This window comes from Roseovarius litoreus (genome assembly GCF_900142765.1).
GTDB classification, from domain to species: Bacteria; Pseudomonadota; Alphaproteobacteria; order Rhodobacterales; family Rhodobacteraceae; genus Roseovarius; species Roseovarius litoreus.
On the sequence record NZ_FRCB01000014.1, the window covers coordinates 19,592 to 41,940 of the forward strand.

General features: G+C 60.9%; 18 protein-coding genes and 1 tRNA gene. 1 reads left to right on the top strand and 18 read right to left on the bottom strand.

Annotated features, from left to right (window positions below; genetic code table 11):
* Positions 1-14: 14 nt before the first annotated feature.
* The 14 genes from F3H35_RS17900 to F3H35_RS17965 all read right to left on the bottom strand — a co-directional run bounded on the left by F3H35_RS17900 (position 15) and on the right by F3H35_RS17965 (position 19,115).
* On the bottom strand, positions 15-1,415 hold the full coding sequence (locus F3H35_RS17900) for a TRAP transporter large permease (protein ID WP_149780901.1): 1,401 nt from the start codon (positions 1,413-1,415) through the stop codon (positions 15-17).
* Positions 1,415-2,059: a TRAP transporter small permease subunit gene (locus F3H35_RS17905; protein WP_149780902.1), complete on the bottom strand. Its 645-nt coding sequence runs from the start codon at positions 2,057-2,059 to the stop codon at positions 1,415-1,417. The genes F3H35_RS17900 and F3H35_RS17905 overlap by 1 nt, the downstream gene beginning before the upstream one ends.
* Before the next feature lie 97 nt (positions 2,060-2,156).
* Positions 2,157-3,173 carry a C4-dicarboxylate TRAP transporter substrate-binding protein gene (locus F3H35_RS17910; RefSeq protein ID WP_149780903.1) on the bottom strand — a complete coding sequence of 339 codons (1,017 nt, stop codon included), beginning with the start codon at positions 3,171-3,173 and terminating at the stop codon, positions 2,157-2,159.
* Positions 3,174-3,305: 132 nt separating this feature from the next.
* Entirely contained in the window at positions 3,306-4,646 is a 1,341-nt protein-coding gene (locus F3H35_RS17915; RefSeq protein ID WP_149780904.1) for a sigma-54-dependent transcriptional regulator, read from the bottom strand.
* Positions 4,643-6,373: a sensor histidine kinase gene (locus F3H35_RS17920; RefSeq protein ID WP_149780905.1), complete on the bottom strand. Its 1,731-nt coding sequence runs from the start codon at positions 6,371-6,373 to the stop codon at positions 4,643-4,645. Before F3H35_RS17920 ends, F3H35_RS17915 begins: the two co-directional genes overlap by 4 nt.
* Positions 6,374-6,497: 124 nt before the next feature.
* Positions 6,498-10,745 carry a DNA-directed RNA polymerase subunit beta' gene (rpoC, locus tag F3H35_RS17925; RefSeq protein WP_149780906.1) on the bottom strand — a complete coding sequence of 1,416 codons (4,248 nt, stop codon included), beginning with the start codon at positions 10,743-10,745 and terminating at the stop codon, positions 6,498-6,500.
* A gap of 54 nt (positions 10,746-10,799) precedes the next feature.
* Positions 10,800-14,939, bottom strand: a complete 4,140-nt coding sequence (gene rpoB, locus F3H35_RS17930) for a DNA-directed RNA polymerase subunit beta (RefSeq protein ID WP_149780907.1) — start codon at positions 14,937-14,939, stop codon at positions 10,800-10,802.
* Positions 14,940-15,179: 240 nt separating this feature from the next.
* Positions 15,180-15,560 (bottom strand): 50S ribosomal protein L7/L12, encoded by a 381-nt coding sequence (gene rplL, locus F3H35_RS17935; RefSeq protein ID WP_149780908.1) that lies wholly within the window; start codon positions 15,558-15,560, stop codon positions 15,180-15,182.
* A gap of 74 nt (positions 15,561-15,634) precedes the next feature.
* Entirely contained in the window at positions 15,635-16,153 is a 519-nt protein-coding gene (gene rplJ, locus F3H35_RS17940; protein WP_149780909.1) for a 50S ribosomal protein L10, read from the bottom strand.
* 242 nt (positions 16,154-16,395) lie between these two features.
* Entirely contained in the window at positions 16,396-17,094 is a 699-nt protein-coding gene (gene rplA / locus F3H35_RS17945; protein ID WP_149780910.1) for a 50S ribosomal protein L1, read from the bottom strand.
* A 1-nt stretch (position 17,095) separates the two neighbouring features.
* On the bottom strand, positions 17,096-17,521 hold the full coding sequence (gene rplK, locus F3H35_RS17950) for a 50S ribosomal protein L11 (protein WP_007812952.1): 426 nt from the start codon (positions 17,519-17,521) through the stop codon (positions 17,096-17,098).
* A gap of 106 nt (positions 17,522-17,627) precedes the next feature.
* Entirely contained in the window at positions 17,628-18,161 is a 534-nt protein-coding gene (nusG, locus tag F3H35_RS17955) for a transcription termination/antitermination protein NusG (protein ID WP_007812948.1), read from the bottom strand.
* 215 nt (positions 18,162-18,376) lie between these two features.
* Positions 18,377-18,574, bottom strand: coding sequence for a preprotein translocase subunit SecE (gene secE, locus F3H35_RS17960; RefSeq protein ID WP_007812946.1), 198 nt, complete (start codon positions 18,572-18,574; stop codon positions 18,377-18,379).
* Between the two features lie 112 nt (positions 18,575-18,686).
* Positions 18,687-19,115 (bottom strand): hypothetical protein, encoded by a 429-nt coding sequence (locus F3H35_RS17965; RefSeq protein WP_188130032.1) that lies wholly within the window; start codon positions 19,113-19,115, stop codon positions 18,687-18,689.
* Positions 19,116-19,127: 12 nt separating this feature from the next.
* Between F3H35_RS17965 and F3H35_RS17970 the strand changes: the two genes are divergently transcribed.
* On the top strand, positions 19,128-19,511 hold the full coding sequence (locus F3H35_RS17970) for a hypothetical protein (RefSeq protein ID WP_149780912.1): 384 nt from the start codon (positions 19,128-19,130) through the stop codon (positions 19,509-19,511).
* Between the two features lie 125 nt (positions 19,512-19,636).
* On the opposite strand, the gene F3H35_RS17975 is transcribed toward F3H35_RS17970, so the two are convergent.
* The 4 genes from F3H35_RS17975 to F3H35_RS17990 form a co-directional block, all read right to left on the bottom strand.
* Positions 19,637-19,712: transfer RNA gene (locus tag F3H35_RS17975), tRNA-Trp, on the bottom strand.
* A gap of 96 nt (positions 19,713-19,808) precedes the next feature.
* Positions 19,809-21,047, bottom strand: a complete 1,239-nt coding sequence (locus tag F3H35_RS17980) for a CoA transferase (RefSeq protein WP_149780913.1) — start codon at positions 21,045-21,047, stop codon at positions 19,809-19,811.
* Positions 21,044-21,904: an FAS1-like dehydratase domain-containing protein gene (locus F3H35_RS17985; RefSeq protein ID WP_223228473.1), complete on the bottom strand. Its 861-nt coding sequence runs from the start codon at positions 21,902-21,904 to the stop codon at positions 21,044-21,046. The genes F3H35_RS17980 and F3H35_RS17985 overlap by 4 nt, the downstream gene beginning before the upstream one ends.
* A gap of 352 nt (positions 21,905-22,256) precedes the next feature.
* On the bottom strand, positions 22,257-22,349 hold a 93-nt coding region (locus tag F3H35_RS17990; protein WP_149779575.1), incomplete at its 5' end, for an EF-Tu C-terminal domain-related protein.

Below are 22,349 nucleotides of genomic sequence, written 5' to 3' on the forward strand. Positions count from 1 at the left end.
CCACGCCGACATGCTCAGGCCAAGCCCGGCAGCCATAGAACGATCATCGGGAAACTGACCAAAAGGGCGATGGTGATGCCATCCGCGATGAAAAACGGCGTGACGCCCTTGAACACGTCCTGCACGCTCAGGTCGGGTCTGACCCCGGCCACGACAAAACAGTTCAGCCCGATAGGCGGAGTTATCAAGCAGAACTCGGCCATCTTGACCACGAGGATGCCGAACCAGATCGCACACATCGGTCCAGACATGCCGAATGCGCTGTCCTCGGCAGACACATATACGCCGCCGTTCAGCGCCATGACCGCAGGATAGACAACAGGCAGCGTCAGAAGCAGCATGCCGATGGCATCCATGAACATTCCAAGCACCGCATAGGCCAAGAGAATGCAAATCAGAATCACCATGGGCGACATGGTCAGTGACGTGATCCAGTCCGCAAAGGCGCTTGGCAATTCTGCGAAGCCCAGAAACCGCACATAGATCAGAACACCCCAGATGATGGTGAAAATCATCACGCTCAGCTTTGCAGTCTCCAGAAGCGCATCCTTCAGTTCGGCCCATCTCATGCCCCGATACACCGCCATCAGGAACACGATGAACGCGCCGATTGCGCCGCCTTCGGTCGGCGTACCCCAAGCGTCCCCGCCAAACGGGTTGTAGACGAAAAAGACGATGGTCACGACGACCAGAACGATGGGCAGGGCTGCGGGAAGACATTCCAACCGCTCGCGCCACGAAAAGCCCCCGACCGGCGGCCCGAACCCCTTGATCGTCAGGGCCATGCCGATAATCAGAATTGCATAGATCAGCGCCGAGAACACTCCGGGAATGAACCCCGCCAGAAGCAGCTTGCCCACATCCTGTTCGACGATGATCGCATAGATCACAAGGATCGCGGACGGCGGGATCAGACTGGCCAGAGTGCCACCCGCCGCCACGACACCGGCGGCGAATCTCTTGTCATAGCCGATCTTGAGCATCTCCGGGATGGCGATGCGCGCGAACACGGCCGCTGTGGCGACGCTCGCGCCTGAAACTGCCGCAAAGCCCGCCGTGGCAAAGACCGTCGACACCGCAAGGCCACCAGGAACCCAGGCGATCCACCGCTTGGCGGCCTCGAAAAGCGCCCGGGTCAGCCCGGCGTAATAAGCCAGATAGCCGATCAGGATAAAGGTGGGGATCAGGCTGAGCGCCTGCGAACTGACCTTGGAATGTGGCACCTGACCTGCCGTCTTGGCTGCAACCGTCAGCGCCCAACCGAATTCGTCCGGATCATAGCCCTTCTTGGACCAGAAGATCCAGATCAGCCCGACCAAACCGGCGAGCCCGGCGGCGAAGGCAACACGCATCCCAAGAACCACGAAAACCAGCAGTCCACCGGTCACGACAAGGCCGATATCGATCGGTTCCATCAGTTGGCCCCTTCCTCTTCGCGGCGGCTGACATGCTCGGCCTCACGCGCAGCCACGGTCGCAGCATCCAGCACCAGCGGAACACCGACCGGTTCATCCATTCCCTGCACAAAGGCCCGCATGTATCCCCAAAGCTGCAGAACCAGACGCACGCAGAGCACCGCGAACGCCACTGGCGCCAGAAGTTTCGCCGGCCAAAGCGGAAGTGCGATATCCATGGAACTGTCCCTGCTCCAGAGCGGCGATGAAAAATCGAAGCTGCGCTCGAAATGCGCCCAACTTCCCCAGACCAGCAGAAGCATCAGGATCAGGATCGCGAATGTGGTGATGAACTCGGCCAGATACAGCGCGCGCCCCTTCAATGCGCCGACCAGAATGTCCATGCGGATATGCCCACCGTCACGCTGCGCATAGGACACGCCCATGAAGGCGATAAGCGGCATGATCTGTTCGATCCAATCCACATAGCCTGGCAACGGCTGGTTGAAGATGTTGCGGCCCGTGACCGAGAATACGGCCAGCAGCATCAAGCCGAACACGGCGATGCCGCTGAGCAGTGCGAAGAACCGTTCCAGCCTGTAAAAGCCACGATCCAGACGGCTGAGTCGGCTGTCATCTGACAGTACTGATGCAGCACCTGCCATATCGGTCCCCTTCGTTTCGGATAGTCTGCATGTCCACCGCGCCGGTCAAAACAGCCCGGCGCGGTGGACGGTCATCCTCGATCGGAATGACCCGGTGTCACTGGCCCTTGAGTTCCGCCAGCTTGCTGGTCGCGAAATCATACAGCTCCTGTGCGGGCAGGCCGCGGGCGCTCATGTCCTCGATCCAGGCTTCGGCTGCGGGTCCGGCAACAGCGTCTTCAAAGGCGGCAAGCGCGTCGACATCATAGCTGATCCGTTCGATGCCTCGCTCATCCAGAGCAGGGCCCCAGGCTTTCATCGTCTCGTTCGTGTAATAATCGACATAATGATCCAGGGCCTCATCGATCGACCCCAGAAGCGCGTCGCGATGGGCGTCCGGCAGATCGTTCAACGCATCGGTATTGGCGACCACCGGGCAGTTCACCGTGCCGGGATTGAGATTGGTCGTCCACCATGTCGCGTTCTCGATCGTGCCAAAGGCCATATGCGCGTGCGGAGCGAACGAAGCTGCGGTGATCACGCCGCTGTCCAAGGACTGGCGCACTTCGGTGGCCGACATCGACGTGGGCACCGCGCCCACGGCCTCCATCGCCGCACCGATGCCACCCGTTGCCCGGACACTGAGCCCCGCGAATTCTTCAAGGCTGCGCGGCGGCTCACCCATACCGACAAGGTTGTATTGCGGCATGGGCGACGGCATCAGAAGCGTCGCGTTCCAGCGGCCCAGATCCTCTTTCACGGCGGGCAGCTCATAGAGCGCCATGGACAGCTCACGTTCCTGCTCAAGCGTCTCGACCCCGAGGAACGGCAGTTCGAGCACGGTGATCGACGGGTTCTTGTCCCGGTGATAGCCTGCACAGAACTGCGCCATCTCGAAGGCGCCGATGCTGATGCCGTCAAGGTTCTCGCGGTTGTTCGACAGACCGCCATAGCTGATGTTCAGCGTGAATTCGCCATTGGTCTTCTCGCTGACCAGTTCAGCCAGCTTTTCGACATGCTCGGTGAACGCCCGGCGCTTGCCCCAAAGCGATACGTTCCATTCGGTCGCGAGTGCTTCGGTGGCGAATGCAAGGCTGATTGCGGCCACGGTCGTGCAGCCCAGTAACTTCTGCATGGTGTCTCCTCCCAAGGTATCATGCGGATCGATGGCGAGAGTATCGGTAAATCTGCGCCGCGCTCCAACGAAGAAAACCGCCGGGAAGATCCGCCAGGTCCTGCGGAAATCCGCAGGGCCGGAATGGCCGGTCTACAACAGCGCCTCCTTGTCCAAGGCGAGCTTGACGATCTTCTCGTTCAACGTGCGCCGCCCGATGCCAAGAGCCTCGGCCACGGCATCCATGCGGCCATCATGCGCCTTGATCGCCTTCGCGATCAACTCGCGCTCAAACGAGGCGACAGCCTCGCGCAAGGTGTTTGGAATATCATCGGTCAGGGGATCGATCCGCATGGCCTGCGCCACCGATCCGCCCCCGCGACGCGACGCCAGCACCCGGCGTTCGGCCACATTGCGCAATTCACGCACATTTCCGGGCCAGTCATGGGCCATCAGGGCGGCGATGTCTTCTTGCGTCAAGGGCGGGGGCGCTGTCTCGTAGACGCGGGCAAACTCTTGCGTGAAATGCGTAAAGAGCAGCAACAGGTCATCACGCCTCTGGTGAAGAGTTGGCAGGCTGACCATCATCGTATTCAGACGAAACAGCAGATCACGGCGCAAACGGCCCTCTTCGACCGCCTGCGCGGGATCTTCGTTCGTGGCCGATACCACGCGAAAGGCAAGTGGAATGGGAGGCCCACCCGCCGTGGGCAAGATCTGTTTGTCTTCGATCACGCGCAGTAGTTTGGCCTGCACCTGAAGAGGGCAGGAGCAGATCTCGTCCAGAAACAGGGTCCCGCCATTCGCCGCCAAAAGGCGGCTGCCCTGCCCTGCATGACCGCCGAACATCTCGGTCTCGAAACTATCCGCGGAAAGCGCCGCGCAGTTCAAAGCCACGAAGGGTCCATCCCCAGCCGGGCTGAGATCGTGCAGCGCTCGGGCCACCAGTTCCTTACCGGTGCCGGTCTGCCCAAGAACCAGAACAGGCGCATCGCTTTCGGCCAAATCCAGAACATCCTCGCGCAAGGCGCGGGTTTCAGGTGTTTGCCCCAACAAGGCGCGGTCCAGCCCGGACAGTCTCATCAGACGCGCCTTGAGCCTTTCGTTCGTGCGCCGCATGAGATGCTGATCGGCCGCATGGCGCAGAATCGTCAAAAGGCGGCGCGGCTCGTATGGCTTTTCGACGAAGGAATACGCCCCGTCCTGCATGGCTTTGACGGCCATTGGAATGTCTCCATGCGCCGAGATCAGCACCAGAGGCGGCGAGATATCCGGCGCAAGCTGCCCCAGCAGATCAAGGCCCGACATACCGGGCATCTTGATGTCCGAAAGGATCACATCGGGCTGCAGGTCCGGCAACAGGTCGATCGCCTTTTGCGCCCGCGAGACGGCCTCTGCCCGCCATCCATCAGCCTCAAGAAGATCGACGAGCGACTCGCGCATCGAGCGGTCGTCATCGATCAGCAGGATGGTTCGTATCTGGCTGCGGCTCAAGCGGCGGCCTCCTCTTCGGTTTCATTGAGCGGAATTTCCACCCGGAACACGGCGCCACCCGAAGAGGCGTTACATGCCGACATCCGCCCATGATGTTCCTTGACGATGCTGGCCGAGATCGCAAGCCCAAGACCCATGCCGCGCCCGCTTTCTCGCGTGGTGAAAAACGGCTCCTGCAGATCCGACAGGGTCGCGTCGCCCAGTCCATGTCCGGTGTCGCGAACCTCGAACCAGCCTTTGTCGCCAGTGGTGCCGATCCGCACCGACAGATGTCGCTCCGTGCTGTCTTCCAGCGCATCCATGGCATTGCGCAAAATGTTGGTTATCACCTGCTCGAGGCGCAACTGATCGCCCCTCACAAGGACGGGTTCATCCGGCAATTCAAGGGTCACGCCGGCCTCGGCCTGTTCGATATTCGGAGCCACAAGCTCTAGCGCGGCCTGGGCCGCCTGACGCAGGTCAACCTCGCGAAACCCTTCGCCATCGGTGCGCGAAAAGAACTTCAGCTGCCGGGTGATCCCCTCCATCCGGTCCACCAACCCGCCGATACGCGGCAGCAGCCCGCCATTTGCCGCGCCGCTCAATTCAGCGGCCGCCAGGTGATTGCGCATTGCGGCAAGCGGCTGTCCCAACTCATGTGTAACGGACGCCGCCAACTGCCCAAGTGCCGCGAGCCTGCTGGCGCGCTCCAATTCACCGCGGGTCCGCTTCAGTTGCCGCTCCGCCGCTTTGCGCTCTTCGATCTCGAACGCCAGCCGTTCGTTGGCCTGCCGCAGCTGCGCCTCTTCGGCCACCGACTTGCGCAACGCCGCCCCGATCCGGCGGGTCCGGCGCAATTGTGAGAAGATGAAGGCCAGTGCCGCCAGGATCACGGCGATGCCCGTGACCAACAGGCTTCGCACCACGGCGCGGTCATCGCTTGTGAAGTAGTGCAATACCCAGCCATGCGGCAAATCATGCGCGCTGAGATGGATGCGCTCGCCGCCGCCAATCACGGCGCGTTGTCCGGATTTCGGCTGCCAATCCAGCCGGTCCAGAGCCTGTCCGGGGAATTGGCGCGAGGCGCGTATGGCATCGATTTGCTCGGTCGTAATGTCCGTCAGCAAGGTATAGCGCCAGTCCGCATCCGAGGCCAACAGCACGACACCATCCTCATTGGCAAGGATCACCTGTTCGCCAGCCTCACGCCAGCTGGCTTCCAGCCCGGACAGATCCAGCTTGATCGCCACAACCCCCGACACCGCGTTATCCGGCCCGCGCACAGCATCGGCGATGAAATATCCCGGCAAACCCGTTGTCGCTCCGATCCCGTAAAAGCGCCCCTGACGTCCCTTGATGGCATCCTTGAAATAGGGCCGGAACGAATAATCCTGCCCGACGAAACTGCCTGGTTCTCCGGCATTGGACGCCGAGATCGTCAGCCCGTCAGGTCTCATGAGATAGATCGCGTCCAGCCCTGACTTCTCGGCGAATGCAGCAAACCGGAGGTTCAGGGCACGGGTGTCGGCGCCAAGCGATGTCTCGATCACGAAGGGATCGCGCGCCAGAACATATGTAAGGTGCGAAAATCGCTCCAATTCGGCAAGAACGGTGCTGCGATAAAGCGACAACCGCCCCTGCGCCTTGCTGCGCTCCTCGGATTGGAAATAGCTCAGCGATATCCAGAATATGCAGGCCGCCACAAAGGCGACCGCCAATGCGGCAAGAAGGGTTTGAGACCGTCGCATGGCCTATCGATTGTCAGGATCAACCCTGATTGCAACAAGAATCGTCACTGCGCCGGAACCCGCTTGACGCAAAAAGGCCCCGCAGATGGGTCTGCGGGGCCTTTTGATGGTCTTGCGACCTGTCTTAATCGTCGCGATTTTCCGGCGTGTCGACGAAATTGTCGAAGGTGTCATCACCGATCACATCATCGTCCTGCACCGGTGCCGCAAGAGCCGCGGCTGCTGCCGCTTCTTCGCGGCGGGCCTCGATAACGACATTGTCGCGGCTCTGAGCGATCTGGCGCACCTTCTGGGTCGCGCCGCCCGTACCCGCCGGAATGAGGCGGCCCACGATGACGTTCTCTTTGAGGCCCACAAGTTTGTCCACTTTACCCTGAACCGAGGCTTCGGTCAGAACGCGGGTGGTTTCCTGGAAGGACGCCGCCGAGATGAACGAGCGCGTCTGCAGCGATGCCTTGGTGATGCCCAACAGGATCGGTTCGCCCGAGGCCGGGCGTCCCCCTTTGGCGATCGCCTTCTGGTTGGCTGCCTCCAGCTCCATCTTGTCGACATGCTCGCCCTTCAGCAGCGTTGTCTCGCCACTGTCGAGGATCTCCCACTTCTGCAGCATCTGCCGCACGATCACCTCGATGTGCTTGTCGTTGATCTTCACGCCCTGAAGGCGATAGACCTCCTGCACCTCGTGGATCATGTAATCGGCCAGCGCTTCGACACCCATGATCGACAGGATGTCATGCGGCGCGGGATTGCCGTCCATGATGTAATCACCCTTCTGGACATAATCCCCTTCCTGAACGGGGATATGCTTGCCCTTGGGCACCATGTATTCGACCGGCTCCATCGACTCGTCCGCAGGCTCGATGGTGATGCGACGCTTGTTCTTGTAGTCGCGTCCATAGCGGACATAACCGTCGATTTCAGCGATGATCGCGTGATCCTTGGGACGACGCGCCTCGAAGAGTTCGGCCACACGCGGCAGACCGCCGGTGATGTCCTTGGTCTTGGCGCCTTCGCGCGGGATACGTGCAACCACGTCGCCCGCATGAATCTCCTGACCTTCTTCGATCGACAGGATGGCATCCACCGACATCGGATAGGTCACCGGGTTACCCGCGTCGTTGCGGACCGGCTCACCGTCTTCGCCGACGATGATGATCTCGGGCTTCAGCTCGTTGCCGCGCGGGGCAGCGCGCCAGTCGGTAACGATCTTCTGTGTCATGCCCGTGGCGTCATCGGTCACATCACGCACCGAAACACCGCTGGTGAGATCAACGAATTTCGCCATACCCGACTTTTCGGCAAGGATCGGCAGGGTGTAGGGGTCCCATTCGAACAGCTTGGCGCCGCGGGTGATCTTGTCCCCGTCCTTGACGAACAGCTTGGTGCCATAGCCGATCTTGTGGCTGGCTAGCTCGACATCGTTGTCGCCGATGATCCGCAACTTCATGTTACGGCCCATGACCAGCGTTTCGCCTGACGAATTCTCGAGCGTCTGTGCGCTGTCGAACACGATGCGGCCGGACTGGCTTGCTTCGAGGAACGACTGCTGGCCACCCTGAGCCACGCCGCCGATGTGGAATGTCCGCATCGTCAACTGCGTGCCGGGTTCACCGATCGACTGCGCGGCGATGATGCCGACCGCTTCACCGGTATTGACCATGGTGCCACGCGCCAGATCACGGCCATAGCACATGGCACAGACGCCATCCTCGGCCTCGCAGGTCAGCGGGCTGCGGATGCGCGCGGTTTGCACAGCGGCCTCCTCGATCGCGTCGGCGGTGCGCTCGTCGATGAGCTGACCTTCGGCGACGATCACCTCTTCGGTCACCGGGTTTACGATATCCTCGGCCGCGACACGGCCCAGAACACGCTCACCAAGAGAAGCGACAACCTCACCATCATTGACAGCCGGTTCAGCGGTGATCGCAAGGTTGGTGCCGCAATCATGCTCGCGCACGATGCAGTCCTGCGCCACGTCGACCAGACGGCGTGTCAGATAGCCCGAGTTCGCCGTCTTCAAAGCCGTGTCCGACAGACCCTTCCGGGCACCGTGGGTCGAGTTGAAGTATTCAAGAACGGTCAGACCTTCCTTGAAGTTCGAGATGATCGGCGTCTCGATGATGTCGCCGTTCGGCTTGGCCATCAGGCCGCGCATGCCGCCCAACTGCTTCATCTGGGTCACAGAACCACGGGCGCCCGAATGGGCCATCATGTAGACGCTGTTGGGTTCCATCACCGCGCCGTTCTCGTCGCGGATTTCAGCCGAAATGGTGTTCATCATGGCTTCGGTGACCTGATCGTTACATTTCGACCAGGCATCGACCACCTTGTTGTACTTCTCGCCCTGGGTGATCAGACCGTCCATATACTGCTGTTCGAACCCCTTGACCTGGTCACGGGTCTCTTCGACGATCGTCCACTTGTCTTCCGGGATCACCATGTCGTCCTTGCCGAAGCTGATGCCGGCCTTGAACGCCTCGCGGAAGCCCATCGACATGATCTGATCGCAGAAGATGACCGATTCCTTCTGACCGCAATAACGGTAGACCGTGTCGATCGTCTGCTGCACTTCTTTCTTGCGCAGAAGCTTGTTGACCAGGCTGAACGGCGCCTTGGCATTCAGCGGCAGAAGCGCGCCGATCCGAACACGCCCAGGCGTGGTCTCGAAGCGCATCATCACTTCGTTGCCTTCCTCGTCGATCTGCGGAACGCGGGCGATGATCTTGGCGTGCATATGCACTTCGCCGGCGTCCAGTGCGTGCTGCACTTCTTCGATCGAGGCAAAGGTCATGCCCTCACCCTTCATGCCTTCGCGCATGATCGAGGTGTAATAGAGGCCCAGAACCATGTCCTGCGACGGAACAATGATCGGCGCACCGTTTGCCGGTGACAGAACGTTGTTCGTCGACATCATCAGAACACGGGCTTCCAACTGCGCCTCAAGGCTCAGCGGGACGTGCACAGCCATCTGGTCGCCGTCGAAATCGGCGTTGAAGGCCGAACAGACCAGCGGATGAAGCTGGATTGCCTTGCCTTCGATCAGGATCGGCTCGAATGCCTGAATACCCAGACGGTGCAGCGTCGGTGCCCGGTTCAGAAGAACGGGGTGTTCGCGGATCACCTCGTCGAGGATATCCCACACCTCGGGGCGTTCCTTTTCCACGAGCTTCTTCGCCTGCTTGACGGTCGAGGACATGCCCTTGGCTTCCAGCCGCGAGTAGATGAACGGCTTGAACAGTTCCAGCGCCATCTTCTTGGGCAGGCCGCACTGATGCAGCTTGAGTTCCGGACCGGTCACGATGACCGAACGGCCCGAGAAGTCGACCCGCTTGCCCAGAAGGTTCTGACGGAACCGGCCCTGCTTGCCCTTGAGCATATCCGACAGCGACTTCAGCGGACGCTTGTTGGCGCCGGTGATGACACGGCCACGACGACCGTTGTCGAACAGCGCGTCGACCGATTCCTGCAACATCCGCTTTTCGTTGCGGACGATGATGTCGGGCGCGCGCAGCTCGATGAGACGCTTGAGGCGGTTGTTGCGGTTGATGACCCGGCGATACAGATCGTTGAGGTCGGATGTCGCGAAGCGACCGCCATCCAGAGGCACCAGCGGGCGCAGTTCGGGCGGGATCACGGGAATCACGGTCATGACCATCCATTCCGGACGGTTGCCGGACTCGATGAAGCTTTCGACCACTTTCAGACGCTTGATGATCTTCTTGGGCTTCAATTCACCCGTGGCGACGGCCAGATCGGCGCGCAGCTGTTCGGCCTCGGCTTCGAGGTCGATATTCTGCAGCATCTCGCGGATCGCCTCGGCGCCGATATTGGCAGTGAACGCATCCGTCCCATAGGCATCCTGCGCGTCCATGAACTCTTCTTCGGTCAGCATCTGCCCATAGGACAGATCGGTGAGACCAGGTTCGATGACCACGTAGTTCTCGAAATAAAGCACCCGCTCCAGATCGCGCAGAGTCATGTCCAGCATCAGACCGATGCGCGACGGCAGCGATTTGAGGAACCAGATATGCGCACAGGGTGCCGCCAGTTCGATATGGCCCATCCGCTCGCGGCGGACCTTTTGCAGCGTCACTTCCACACCGCATTTCTCGCAGACGACGCCGCGATATTTCATCCGCTTGTACTTGCCGCACAGGCATTCGTAATCCTTGATCGGACCAAAGATGCGCGCGCAGAACAGGCCGTCACGCTCGGGCTTGAACGTGCGGTAGTTGATCGTCTCGGGCTTCTTGATCTCGCCGTAGGACCAGCTGAGGATACGCTCGGGGCTGGCAAGGCTGACCTTGATCTGATCGAACACCTTGGCCGGAGCGGCCGGGTTGAACGGGTTGTTTGTAAGTTCCTGGTTCATGTTCAAATCCTTGAAATCTGGCTGAGGGGATGGGGACGGCGGGGGATCCCGCCGTTATTCCTCGTCCTCCTCGGCATCCAGGAGTTCCATGTTGAGGCCGAGGCCGCGGACTTCCTTCACCAGAACGTTGAAGCTTTCGGGCACACCGGCCTCGAAATTGTCCTCGCCCTTGACGATCGACTCGTAGACCTTGGTCCGGCCTGCCACGTCGTCCGATTTTACGGTCAGCATCTCCTGCAGGGTATAGGCCGCGCCGTAGGCTTCCAGCGCCCAGACTTCCATCTCACCGAAGCGCTGGCCGCCGAACTGCGCCTTGCCGCCCAGAGGCTGCTGCGTGACAAGGCTGTAAGGCCCGGTCGAGCGCGCGTGGATCTTGTCGTCCACAAGGTGATGCAGCTTCATCAGGTACTTGACCCCGACGGTGACCGGACGGCTGAACTGCTCGCCGGTGCGCCCGTCAAAGAGGATCGACTGGCCGCTTTCGTCGAAGCCGGCACGCCGCAGCGCATCGTTGACGTCGGCTTCCTTGGCCCCATCGAAGACCGGTGTCGCGATCGGAACGCCCTTGGTCACGTTGCCGGCCGCTTCCACCAGATGTGCCTCATCCATGTCGGCGATGCCTTCTTCGTACACATCGTCGCCATAGGCGATCTTCATCGCCTCACGCACCGGTGTCAGGTCGCCCGAGCGGCGGTATTCCTGCAGCGCCTCATCGATCTTGATGCCAAGGCCGCGCGCGGCCCAACCCATATGGGTTTCAAGAATCTGACCGACATTCATACGCGACGGCACACCCAGAGGGTTCAGACAGAAATCGACCGGCGTACCATCGGCAAGGAACGGCATGTCCTCGATCGGCACAACCTTCGAAATCACACCCTTGTTGCCGTGACGGCCCGCCATCTTGTCGCCCGGCTGAAGCTTGCGCTTCACAGCGATGAAGACCTTGACCATCTTCATCACACCCGGCGGCAGATCGTCGCCGCGACGCACCTTCTCGACCTTGTCCTCAAAGCGGGCTTCCAGCGTGCGCTTCTGCGCCTCGTACTGTTCGTTCAGCGCCTCGACGATCTGGGCATCCTTCTCATCCTTGAGAGCCAGCTGCCACCACTGACCCTTGGTCAGCGTCTCCAGAAGCTCTTCGGTGATCTCGGAGTTGGACTTGACGCCCTTGGGGCCTTTCACGGCCACCTTGCCAAGGATCAAGGACTTCAGACGCGCATAGATGTTCCGATCCAGAATCCCCAATTCGTCGTCGCGGTCACGGGCCAGACGTTCGACTTCCTCGCGCTCGATTTGCAGCGCGCGCTCGTCCTTTTCAACGCCGTGACGGTTGAACACCCGCACTTCCACCACCGTGCCGTAATCGCCCGGCTTCACGCGCAGCGAGGTGTCACGCACGTCGCTCGCCTTTTCGCCGAAAATCGCGCGCAGCAGCTTTTCCTCAGGGGTCATCGGGCTTTCACCCTTGGGGGTGATCTTGCCCACAAGAATATCGCCCGGCTCTACATCGGCGCCGATATAGACGATACCCGCTTCGTCGAGGTTGCGCAGCGCTTCCTCGCCCACGTTCGGAATATCGCGGGTGATCTCTTCCGGCCCGAGCTTGGTGTCGCGGGCCGCCACTTCGAATTCCTCGATATGAATCGACGTGAACACATCATCCCGTGCAATCCGCTCGGAAATCAGGATCGAGTCCTCGAAGTTGTAGCCATTCCACGGCATGAAGGCCGTGACCACGTTCTTGCCAAGCGCCAGTTCCCCCATGTCGGTGGACGGGCCATCGGCGATCACTTCGCCCTTCTGCACCAGGTCACCCACCTTCACCAGCGGACGCTGGTTGATACAGGTGTTCTGGTTGGAGCGCTGGAACTTGCGCATCCGGTAGATATCCACACCCGGATCGCCGATTTCCAGATCCTCGGTCGCGCGCACAACGATACGGGCCGCATCGACCTGGTCGATGATGCCGGCGCGCTTGGCCATGATCGACGCGCCCGAATCCCGGGCGACAACGCCCTCGATCCCGGTGCCGATCAGCGGCGCTTCCGAGCGCAGGGTCGGCACGGCCTGACGCTGCATGTTCGAGCCCATCAGAGCGCGGTTGGCGTCATCGTTTTCCAGGAACGGAATAAGCGACGCCGCAACCGAGACCAACTGCTTGGGGCTCACGTCGATCAGGTCGACGCTTTCGTTCGGTGCGAGCATGTATTCGCCGGACTGACGGGTCGAGACGAGATCGTTCACGAACCGGCCTTCGTCATCCAGCTTGGCGTTCGCCTGGGCCACGGTGTGACGCATTTCCTCGGTCGCGGACATATAGACCACGTCATCGGTGACTTGTCCGTTGGTCACCTTGCGATACGGCGTTTCGATGAAACCGTACTTGTTGACCCGGGCAAAGGTCGCAAGGCTGTTGATCAGACCGATATTCGGGCCTTCGGGTGTCTCGATCGGGCACATCCGGCCATAATGGGTCGGGTGCACGTCGCGCACTTCGAAGCCTGCGCGCTCGCGCGTCAGACCGCCCGGCCCAAGCGCCGACAGGCGCCGCTTGTGGGTGACTTCCGACAGCGGGTTGGTCTGGTCCATGAACTGCGACAGCTGGCTTGAACCGAAGAATTCACGCACGGCCGCCGCGGCAGGCTTGGCATTGATAAGATCCTGCGGCATCACCGTGTCGATCTCGACCGAGGACATGCGCTCCTTGATCGCGCGCTCCATGCGCAGCAGGCCAACGCGATACTGGTTTTCCATCAGTTCGCCGACCGAGCGCACCCGACGGTTGCCGAGGTGGTCGATATCGTCGATGTCGCCCTTGCCGTCGCGCAGCTCGACCAGCGCCTTGATGCAGGCCACGATATCTTCGCGGTCCAGCGTGCGCTGCGTGTCGGGCTTGTCGAGGGCCAGACGCATGTTCATCTTGACCCGTCCGACGGCGCTCAGATCATAACGTTCGGCGTCGAAAAACAGCGTGTCGAACAGGGCCGATGCGGCCTCTTCGGTGGGCGGCTCACCGGGACGCATCACGCGGTAGATGTCCATGAGCGCGGTTTCCCGGTTCATGTTCTTGTCCATCGCCACGGTGTTGCGGATGTAGGCGCCGACATTGATGTTGTCGATGTCGAGAACCGGAATATCGGTGATCCCGGCATCCAGCAATTCCTTGACCGATCCACCGATGATGTCGCCGTCCTTGTCGCGCTCGATCGTCAACTCGTCGCCGGCCTCGACATAGATCGCGCCGGTTTCTTCGTTGATGATGTCCCGTGCCACGAACTTGCCGGCGATCTGCTCGAACGGCATCAGCAACTCACTGACATTGCCGTCGTCGATCAGCTTCTTGACCGCGCGCGGGGTGATCTTCTTGCTGGCTTCGGCGATCACTTCGCCGGTCTTGGCGTCGACCAGATCAAAGGTCGGGCGCGTGCCGCGCACGCGTTCCGGGAAGAACTTGGAAACCCAGCCCTTGTTCTTCTTCAACTTGTAATCGACCGTATCGTAATAGGCATCCATGATGCCTTCCTGATCCATACCAAGCGCATAGAGCAGCGTCGTCACCGGCAGTTTGCGGCGACGGTCGATGCGGGCATAGACGTGATCCTTGGCGTCGAATTCGAAATCCAGCCACGAGCCGCGATACGGGATGATGCGGCAGGCGAACAGCAGCTTGCCCGAGCTGTGGGTCTTGCCCTTGTCGTGATCGAAGAACACACCCGGGCTGCGATGCATCTGGCTGACGATGACGCGCTCGGTGCCGTTCACGATGAATGTGCCATTCGGCGTCATCAGGGGCATGTCGCCCATGAAAACGTCCTGTTCCTTGATGTCCTTGACCGATTTGGCGCCGGTATCCTCGTCCACATCGAACACGATCAGACGCAGGGTGACCTTCAACGGCGCGCTATAGGTCATGTCGCGCTGCATGCATTCCTCGACGTCGTATTTCGGACGCTCAAGATCATAGCCGACGAATTCCAGCACGCTGGTTTCGTTGAAATCCTTGATCGGGAATACCGACTGGAAGACACCCTTGATGCCTTCGCCGTCCAGCGGTGTGGGCTGGTCGCCGGATTTCAGGAAAAGATCATACGAGGATTTCTGAACCTCGATGAGGTTCGGCATATCGAGAACTTCGCGAATTTTGCCGAAATATTTCCGCAAACGCTTCTGGCCAAGGAAGGTCTGAGCCATGTGTCTGGTCACCTTTCGTTTCTCACCGGCCGCACCTGCTGTCGGGCCACAGCAGCACGCCCATCCGAGATGGCGGGTTCGATCCATTCCCGGCCTCTGTCCCACCAGAAGCCTCCCGATCTTGAAAACCTCGCCTTAGAAAACCCCTGATAAATCAGGGCCTTGCTGAGACAGGTTCGGCTGGGACCGGAAATCCGGACCCAGCCTGTAATGTGTCGCCAGGCTGCCCTGGCAAGCTGATTACTTGAGCTCGATTTCCGCGCCAGCTTCTTCGAGTTTCTTCTTGATCTCTTCGGCTTCGTCCTTGGAGACCTGCTCCTTGACGGCCTTGCCACCGGCTTCCACCAGGTCCTTGGCTTCTTTCAGGCCCAGACCGGTGATTGCGCGGACTTCCTTGATCACGTTGATCTTGGACGCGCCTGCCGACTTCAGGATGACGTCGAATTCGGTCTGCTCTTCAGCTGCCGCAGCACCTGCGTCGCCAGCCGGACCAGCCATCATCACGGCGCCGCCAGCGGCGGGCTCGATGCCATACTCGTCTTTCAGGATGGTTTTCAGTTCCTGTGCTTCGAGAAGCGTCAGTCCAACGATCTCTTCAGCAAGTTTTTTCAGATCAGCCATTGTTCAGCTCTTTCCGTTTTAAGATGTGTTCCAACGTCGGGCATTCCCCAAACGCGGATATTCCAGTTGCTCGCTTACGCAGCTTCCGCCTTCTCTTCGATGGTCGAAAGGATGCTCGCGATGTTAGAAGCAGGGGCGCCAATTGCACCGGCGATGCTCGAAGCGGGTGCGCCCAGCATGCCAGCGATCTGAGCAAGAAGCTCTTCGCGCGACGGCATGTCGGACACGGCTTTGACACCGGCACGGTCCAGCGGATCCGATCCCATCGCACCGCCGAGGATCTCGAATTTCGAGTTGTCCTTGGCGAAACCCTCTGCCACCTTGGCGGCGGACACAGGATCTTCCGAATAGGTCAGAACCGTCATACCCGTGAGATAGCCAGCAATGCTTTCGCAAGGCTTGCCCTCAAGGGCGATCTTGGCGAGCCTGTTCTTGGCGACGCGAACGGAAGCATCGGCCGCGCGGGCGCGCGCACGAAGATCCTGCATCTCGGCAACTGTAAGACCCGCGTAGTGGGCAACCACTACGACGCCAGAGCTTTCGAAGATTTGGCCGAGTTCCTCGACCACTTTCTCTTTCTGGGCTCTATCCACAGTTTCACTCCAGTTTTGGGGGTCTCCCCCCGGCTCAGTTTTGGCGGGTCTCCCCGCCGTTCGGGTCCAAAGTCAGGGTCCCGAGGCCAAGATCACCCGAAGGCTTTCACCTTCGTTGAATCTCATCTCGTTCCCCATCTCAGGAAGGAATTACAGAGCTTGCGCCCAACCCTCCATCTCGGACAGGACGAGGCCGGTTGCGGCCCCGCCATTCACGCCGGCCCATTGGGCCGACGCAAATCTCATTCCGACGCCGCGTTCGCCACGTCGATGCTGACACCCGGCCCCATGGTCGAGGTCAGCGAAATCTTCTTCATGTAGGTGCCCTTGGCGCCCGCCGGTTTGGCCTTGGCCACGGCCGACACGAAAGCGCGCACATTCTCGACCAGCTTGGCATCGTCAAACGATGCCTTGCCGACACCGGCGTGAACCACACCGGCCTTTTCGGCCTTGAACTGGACTTCACCGCCCTTGGCGGCCTTGACGGCGTCACCCACATCCATGGTCACGGTGCCGACCTTGGGGTTCGGCATCAGGTTGCGCGGGCCAAGCACCTTGCCCAGACGACCGACGATCGGCATCATGTCCGGGGTGGCGATGCAGCGATCGAAATCGATCTTGCCGCCCTGAATGGTTTCCATCAGGTCTTCGGCGCCCACGATATCGGCCCCTGCGGCCTGCGCTTCTTCGGCCTTGGCACCACGAGCGAACACGGCAACGCGTACGTCCTTGCCGGTGCCGTTCGGCAGGCCGACAACACCGCGGACCATCTGGTCGGCGTGGCGCGGATCAACGCCGAGATTCATCGAAATCTCGACCGTTTCATCGAATTTCGCGGTTGCGTTGGCCTTGATCAGCGCAACGGCTTCCTCGACGCTGAGATTTTCCTTGCCGGCGAATGCCTCGCGTGCGGCGCGGGTGCGTTTTCCAAGCTTTCCCATCTTACTTCACCTCGATGCCCATGGAACGCGCGGAGCCGAGGATGATTTTCATCGCGGCATCGACATCGTTCGCGTTCAGGTCTTTCCACTTGGCTTCGGCGATCTCGCGCACCTGCTTGGTGGACACTGTGCCAGCGGTCGCGCGGCCCGGCGTATTGGACCCGGACTGCAGCTTTGCGGCCTTCTTGAGGTAGTACGACGCCGGCGGCGTCTTGATGTCCATCTCGAAAGACTTGTCCTGGTAATAGGTGATCACGGTCGGGCACGGCGCACCGGGCTCCATGTCCTGCGTCTTGGCGTTGAACGCCTTGCAGAATTCCATGATGTTGATGCCACGCTGACCAAGCGCCGGTCCCACCGGGGGGGACGGGGTCGCTTTGCCTGCGGGCACTTGCAGCTTCATCTTGCCTGCGAGTTTCTTGGCCATCTGGCCTCTCCTTCTTTCCAACTCCCCTCAGGGCGCGCCCCTTGGGGTCTCAGTCGTGTGGTCCGGTCCGGGCGCCGCGGCGCCCTCGCCTCCCACGGCTCACACATCAGGTCTGTTTGGTGACCTGCGTGAATTCCAGTTCGACCGGGGTTTCCCGGCCAAAGATCGACACCGTCACCTTGAGGCGCTGGTTGTCTTCGTCCACTTCCTCGACCATGCCGTCGAAATCTTCGAACGGACCGTCATTCACCTTTACCCGCTCACCGATCTCGTAATGGATCAGCGTGCGCGGCGATTCCTCGCCTTCCTGAACGCGGTTCAGGATGGCATTGACCTCGGCATCGCGCATCGGCATCGGGCGGCCCTGCGGGCCAAGAAAGCCCGTGACCCGGTTGATCGAATTGACGAGGTGATAACCACGGTCCGACATTTCCATATGGACCAGCACATAGCCGGGCATGAAACGGCGCTCGGTTGTCACCTTCTTGCCGCGCCGCACCTCGATCACCTCTTCGGTGGGGACCAGAACCTCGTCGATTTCCTCTTCGAGCCCCTGTTCGGCAACGGATTGTCTGATCTGCTCGGCGATCCTCTTTTCGAAATTCGAGAGAACACTGACCGAGTACCACCGTTTCGCCATGTCCGACCCATGCCCTTGTCGCTGCCGGCCATTCGACCGATATTCTAGAATTCCTTCCGGATCTGAACCCGGAGTTCTCGAAACAAAAATCGGCGCGCAACCCGAATCGCCGCGCGCCATATTCCGAAGTGACCTGCGGCTTACCCGTGATCGCTTGCGGTTTCAAGGGCGAAGGCGCACTTTTCTCGCCCGTCACACAGTCCCACGGAGGCCTGTCAGCCGAATATCGACAGCAAGCCCTGCAGCCCGCTGCGAATACCCAGATCGACCAGCGCGAAGAAGACCGCCGTCAGGGCCGCCATGATGAACACCATGACCGTGGTCAACAGGACCTCGCGGCGCGTGGGCCAGACCACTTTCGCCACTTCTGCGCGGACCTGCTGAATGAACTGAAGCGGATTTGTGCGTGCCATGGGCGCTGTCTACTTTCCTGTGCCGGTTGACGGGCGACATACTCGGGCGGGCGCGCGAATTCAAGGGGCCACGCTCCGGCAGAAGGCAGCCATGTGGCGCTGCTGCCCTCGCTCAGTCGTTGCGGGCCTCTCTGGCCAGTCGCTCGAACGGGTCCGGCGCATCCCGCAGCGTCGTGCCGTTCGATGCCGAAAGATCGGGCAAGGCCAGCCGTTCGGCCCAGCTTTCGGGCAGATGGTCCAGCAGCATGTCCCATTTCAGAGCCAGCGCATCCGCCTTCGCGCGCAACGTCTCGGCACGTTTCGGACGGCGCGCCTCGAATTTTCGCCAGCTTTCGGCGCTGATTTCCGCGATCCGGTCATGTCCGACGGTCAAATAGGCAATGACAGCCAGAACGACTGGAACCCCGATCAAGGTCAGCACAAGACCCGGTTTCCAGATCACCAAAAGCACGAGCAGCATCGCCATGACGGCACCACGTCCGAGCCTGATGCCCCGCGCCAATCCGACGATGCGTTTTGTCTGGCCTTGGCTCGTACCCATCGGTGTTTCAGCTTGCCGTGGCTCAGCCTGCACCTGGGCGAGCCGGTCAAGTTGGTCCCGCCCGGAATCATCAAAAACGGCCTCATGCCATTGCTGGCGCCGGACACATGCTTTCTTTTGGGTCTTTGCCTTTATTTTGCCCGTGACTTCTGTCTCTGCGGGCGCAAGCTCGGGCAAACGATCAGCCCCGGTTTTCCGCATTTCTTCGACCATAAAATCGCGGACAATCCGCTCGGCCGCATCCTGTCCGGCAAGCGTCTCACCACCGTCCGCGACATGGCCGCGCCTGTCGGAGGCTTTTGCAAAAGGTGCAGGCTGGTCTGTGTGCGTAATGCGCACGGATGCATTGTTTGTCATGACAAAACTCACTCAACTCCGCGCCCCCACGCAAAATAACTTTATGATTGTATTCACATGGGTTTTGAGACTTGAGAATGGCGGAAATCCGTCAGGAATGCGGCCGGGGCAAAAACCCTCCACGGCGCGTCCTGAATTCGTAAGCTGTGACAGGAAATGTGGATTGGCAGGGGCAGCAGGGCTCGAACCCGCGACCTACGGTTTTGGAGACCGTCGCTCTACCAGCTGAGCTATACCCCTACGCCAAGCGCCGGATTAAGCCACCTTACGCCGGGAATCAAGCCGCCTTCTTCGGAATTTCTTCATCGCGTCCTGGCGCTCGTTCCGGCGGCCCTTTCAGGCCGCCGATCGGGCGGTATAATTTGGACTTTGCACGACACCCTTGTCGAAAAGCTGTGCGATCTCGGTATCGGTCAAACGCGCCACATCACCCAGAATTTCCTCGGTATGCTGGCCCAGTTCCGGCGCCGGCGCCGGCTTGATCCTCGGCTTGGCCGAAAACTCGCCGGGATAGCCCGGCACCGGGAATCGGCCAAGCCCCGGCTGATCCAGCATCGAGAACATCGGGTTGGCCTCGCTCAGATCGGGGTCCTCGCGCACCGCTTGCTTCACGCTTCGGAAGATCGACCATGTCAGGCCACGGGCCTCGAACTGCTCGGCGAACTCCTCGACCCGGCGCGCTGCGAACCAGGGCCGGAGAATCTCGGTGATCTCGTGGCGCAGCTCCCAACGCACGCCTTCATCCTCAAGATCACGGCCCGTGCGCTTGGCCAGCCGCTCCATCGCGTCTCCGGTGCCGGTCACCTTCACCAGCCCCGCCCATTGCCGCCCCGTCAACCCGATCACCATGACCCGCCGCCCGCAGGCGCATTCGAAATCCTGTCCATACGCGCCATAGAGCGCGTTGCCGGATTTGCCGCGTTCCGTCTGATTGACGAGCGCATCGCCGATCATGCCCAGATGGCCGATGGTGGCTGCCGCGACGTCCTTCAGCGCAATCTCCACATCCTGGCCCTCGCCCTCTCGCAGGCGGTGACGCTCGGCCGCAAGTAGCGCCGACACCACCATGTTTCCCGCGATCAGATCCCATGCCGGAAGTGCGCTGGCCACGGGCGCGTCATGGCCTTCGGGACCGGTCATCTCGGGGATGCCAAGTGCTGGATTGACCGTGTAATCCACTTGCGGGCGGCCATGCCGGTCGCCGGTCAGCGTCACCATGATCAGGTCGCGCCGATACTGGCTGAGCGTTTCGTAGTCCATCCAGCCGCGCACCCGCAGATTGGTCAGGAACATGCCCGCGTCCTTTCCGGGTGCGGTTATGATCCGGGTGACCAGCTCTTTGCCTTCGGGGCTGCGCATATCCACCGCGATCGATTTCTTGCCCTTGTTCAACCCTGCCCAGAACAGGCTGCGCCCGGAGGGTGCCAGCGGCCAGCGCCCCGCGTCCAAGCCGCCTTCGATCCGGTCAAAGCGGATCACCTCGGCCCCCATCTGCGCCAGCGTCATTCCCGCCAGCGGCACGGCCACAAAAGCCGAGCCTTCGACCACCCGCATTCCGTTGAGCAACCTGTTCATACCGTTTCCTCCCAAATGGCTGTGGCCTGCATGCCCTGATGCCCTTGCTGGCCGGTGCAGAGCAGCACTGCGCCGCTCTCGTCCTCGGTGCCCATGATGTCCAGATCGCGGCTTTCGCCGGGGCTCAGGAACACCGGATGCACGGCGCGGAAATCGAAATGGCTGGGTCGTCGGCCCTTGTACTGACACGCCGCCTGAATAAGCCAGGTCGCCTGCATCGGCCCATGCACCACAAGACCGGGGTAATGCTCGACCTCCTGCGCATAGGGCAGATCATAGTGAATACGGTGCGCGTTGAAGGTCAGCGCCGAATACCGGAACAAGAGCGCCTCGCTCAACCGGATCTGTTTGTGCAGTGCCGGGCGCTCGGGCAGCGGGCGGGCAGCGGGCGGGCGGAACCTGTCGGGGATGTCGAGATAGACGATATCCTGCCGCTCTTCGATCGCCAGACCCTGTTCGCCGTAAATCCGGTGATCGACCGAAACCAGAACCATCGGCCCGGTCTTGCCTTCCTTTTCCACCACGCTGCGGATGAAAGATCGCTTTGTCAGCCGCTCTCCCACTCTGAGCGGCGCGCCGAAGCTCAGCGCCCCACTGGCCCACATCCGCCGTTCCAGACGGACCGGCGGCAGGAAATCCCCAAGCGCCGGGTGACCGTCGCGTGACAGCTCCGCCAAGGGCGCCGTGGGATTGAACGCACACCAGTGCCACAGCGGCTCCAGCAGGTCACCCATCGCCGGCGGTCTGCTGCCCGGTGTCCCGAGAGTTGCATGGATCTGAGCGGCCTGAGCAGGCGATATACACCCCTCCTGCAACTCCGTACGGCCTTCCCAAGCCCTGACATTCAACTGATCCATCCGCGTCTCCCCGACTTCTGCGCAAAGAGTGACGGAATGCAGAAAAAAGTCAAGTTTTCAATGACTTAGCGGAATACCATCGTATGCAGATGGCCTTCTCGCACCTGCAGAAACATCCGGCTTGCCATTGTTTTGCATCACTAATCCGTCCCTTCGGCACGGCGGCGTGGCCTGCCGAACATCCCGGTTGCTGCATGTGAAAACACTGGCCGAGGGCAGAGTCGCAGCTGCGACATCTTGACGGATCGGGCCTGATATCCCCCGAATCCTCGGCGCGTAACGCCCTTGTGCGCCGGTCCAAGCAACAGGGGCGCCCCGAAGGACGCCCCCTGCAATACCTATCGGATCCCGATCACTCGAGGATTTTGGACACGACGCCGGCGCCGACGGTGCGGCCACCTTCGCGGATCGCGAAGCGCAGGCCGTCTTCCATGGCGATCGGTGC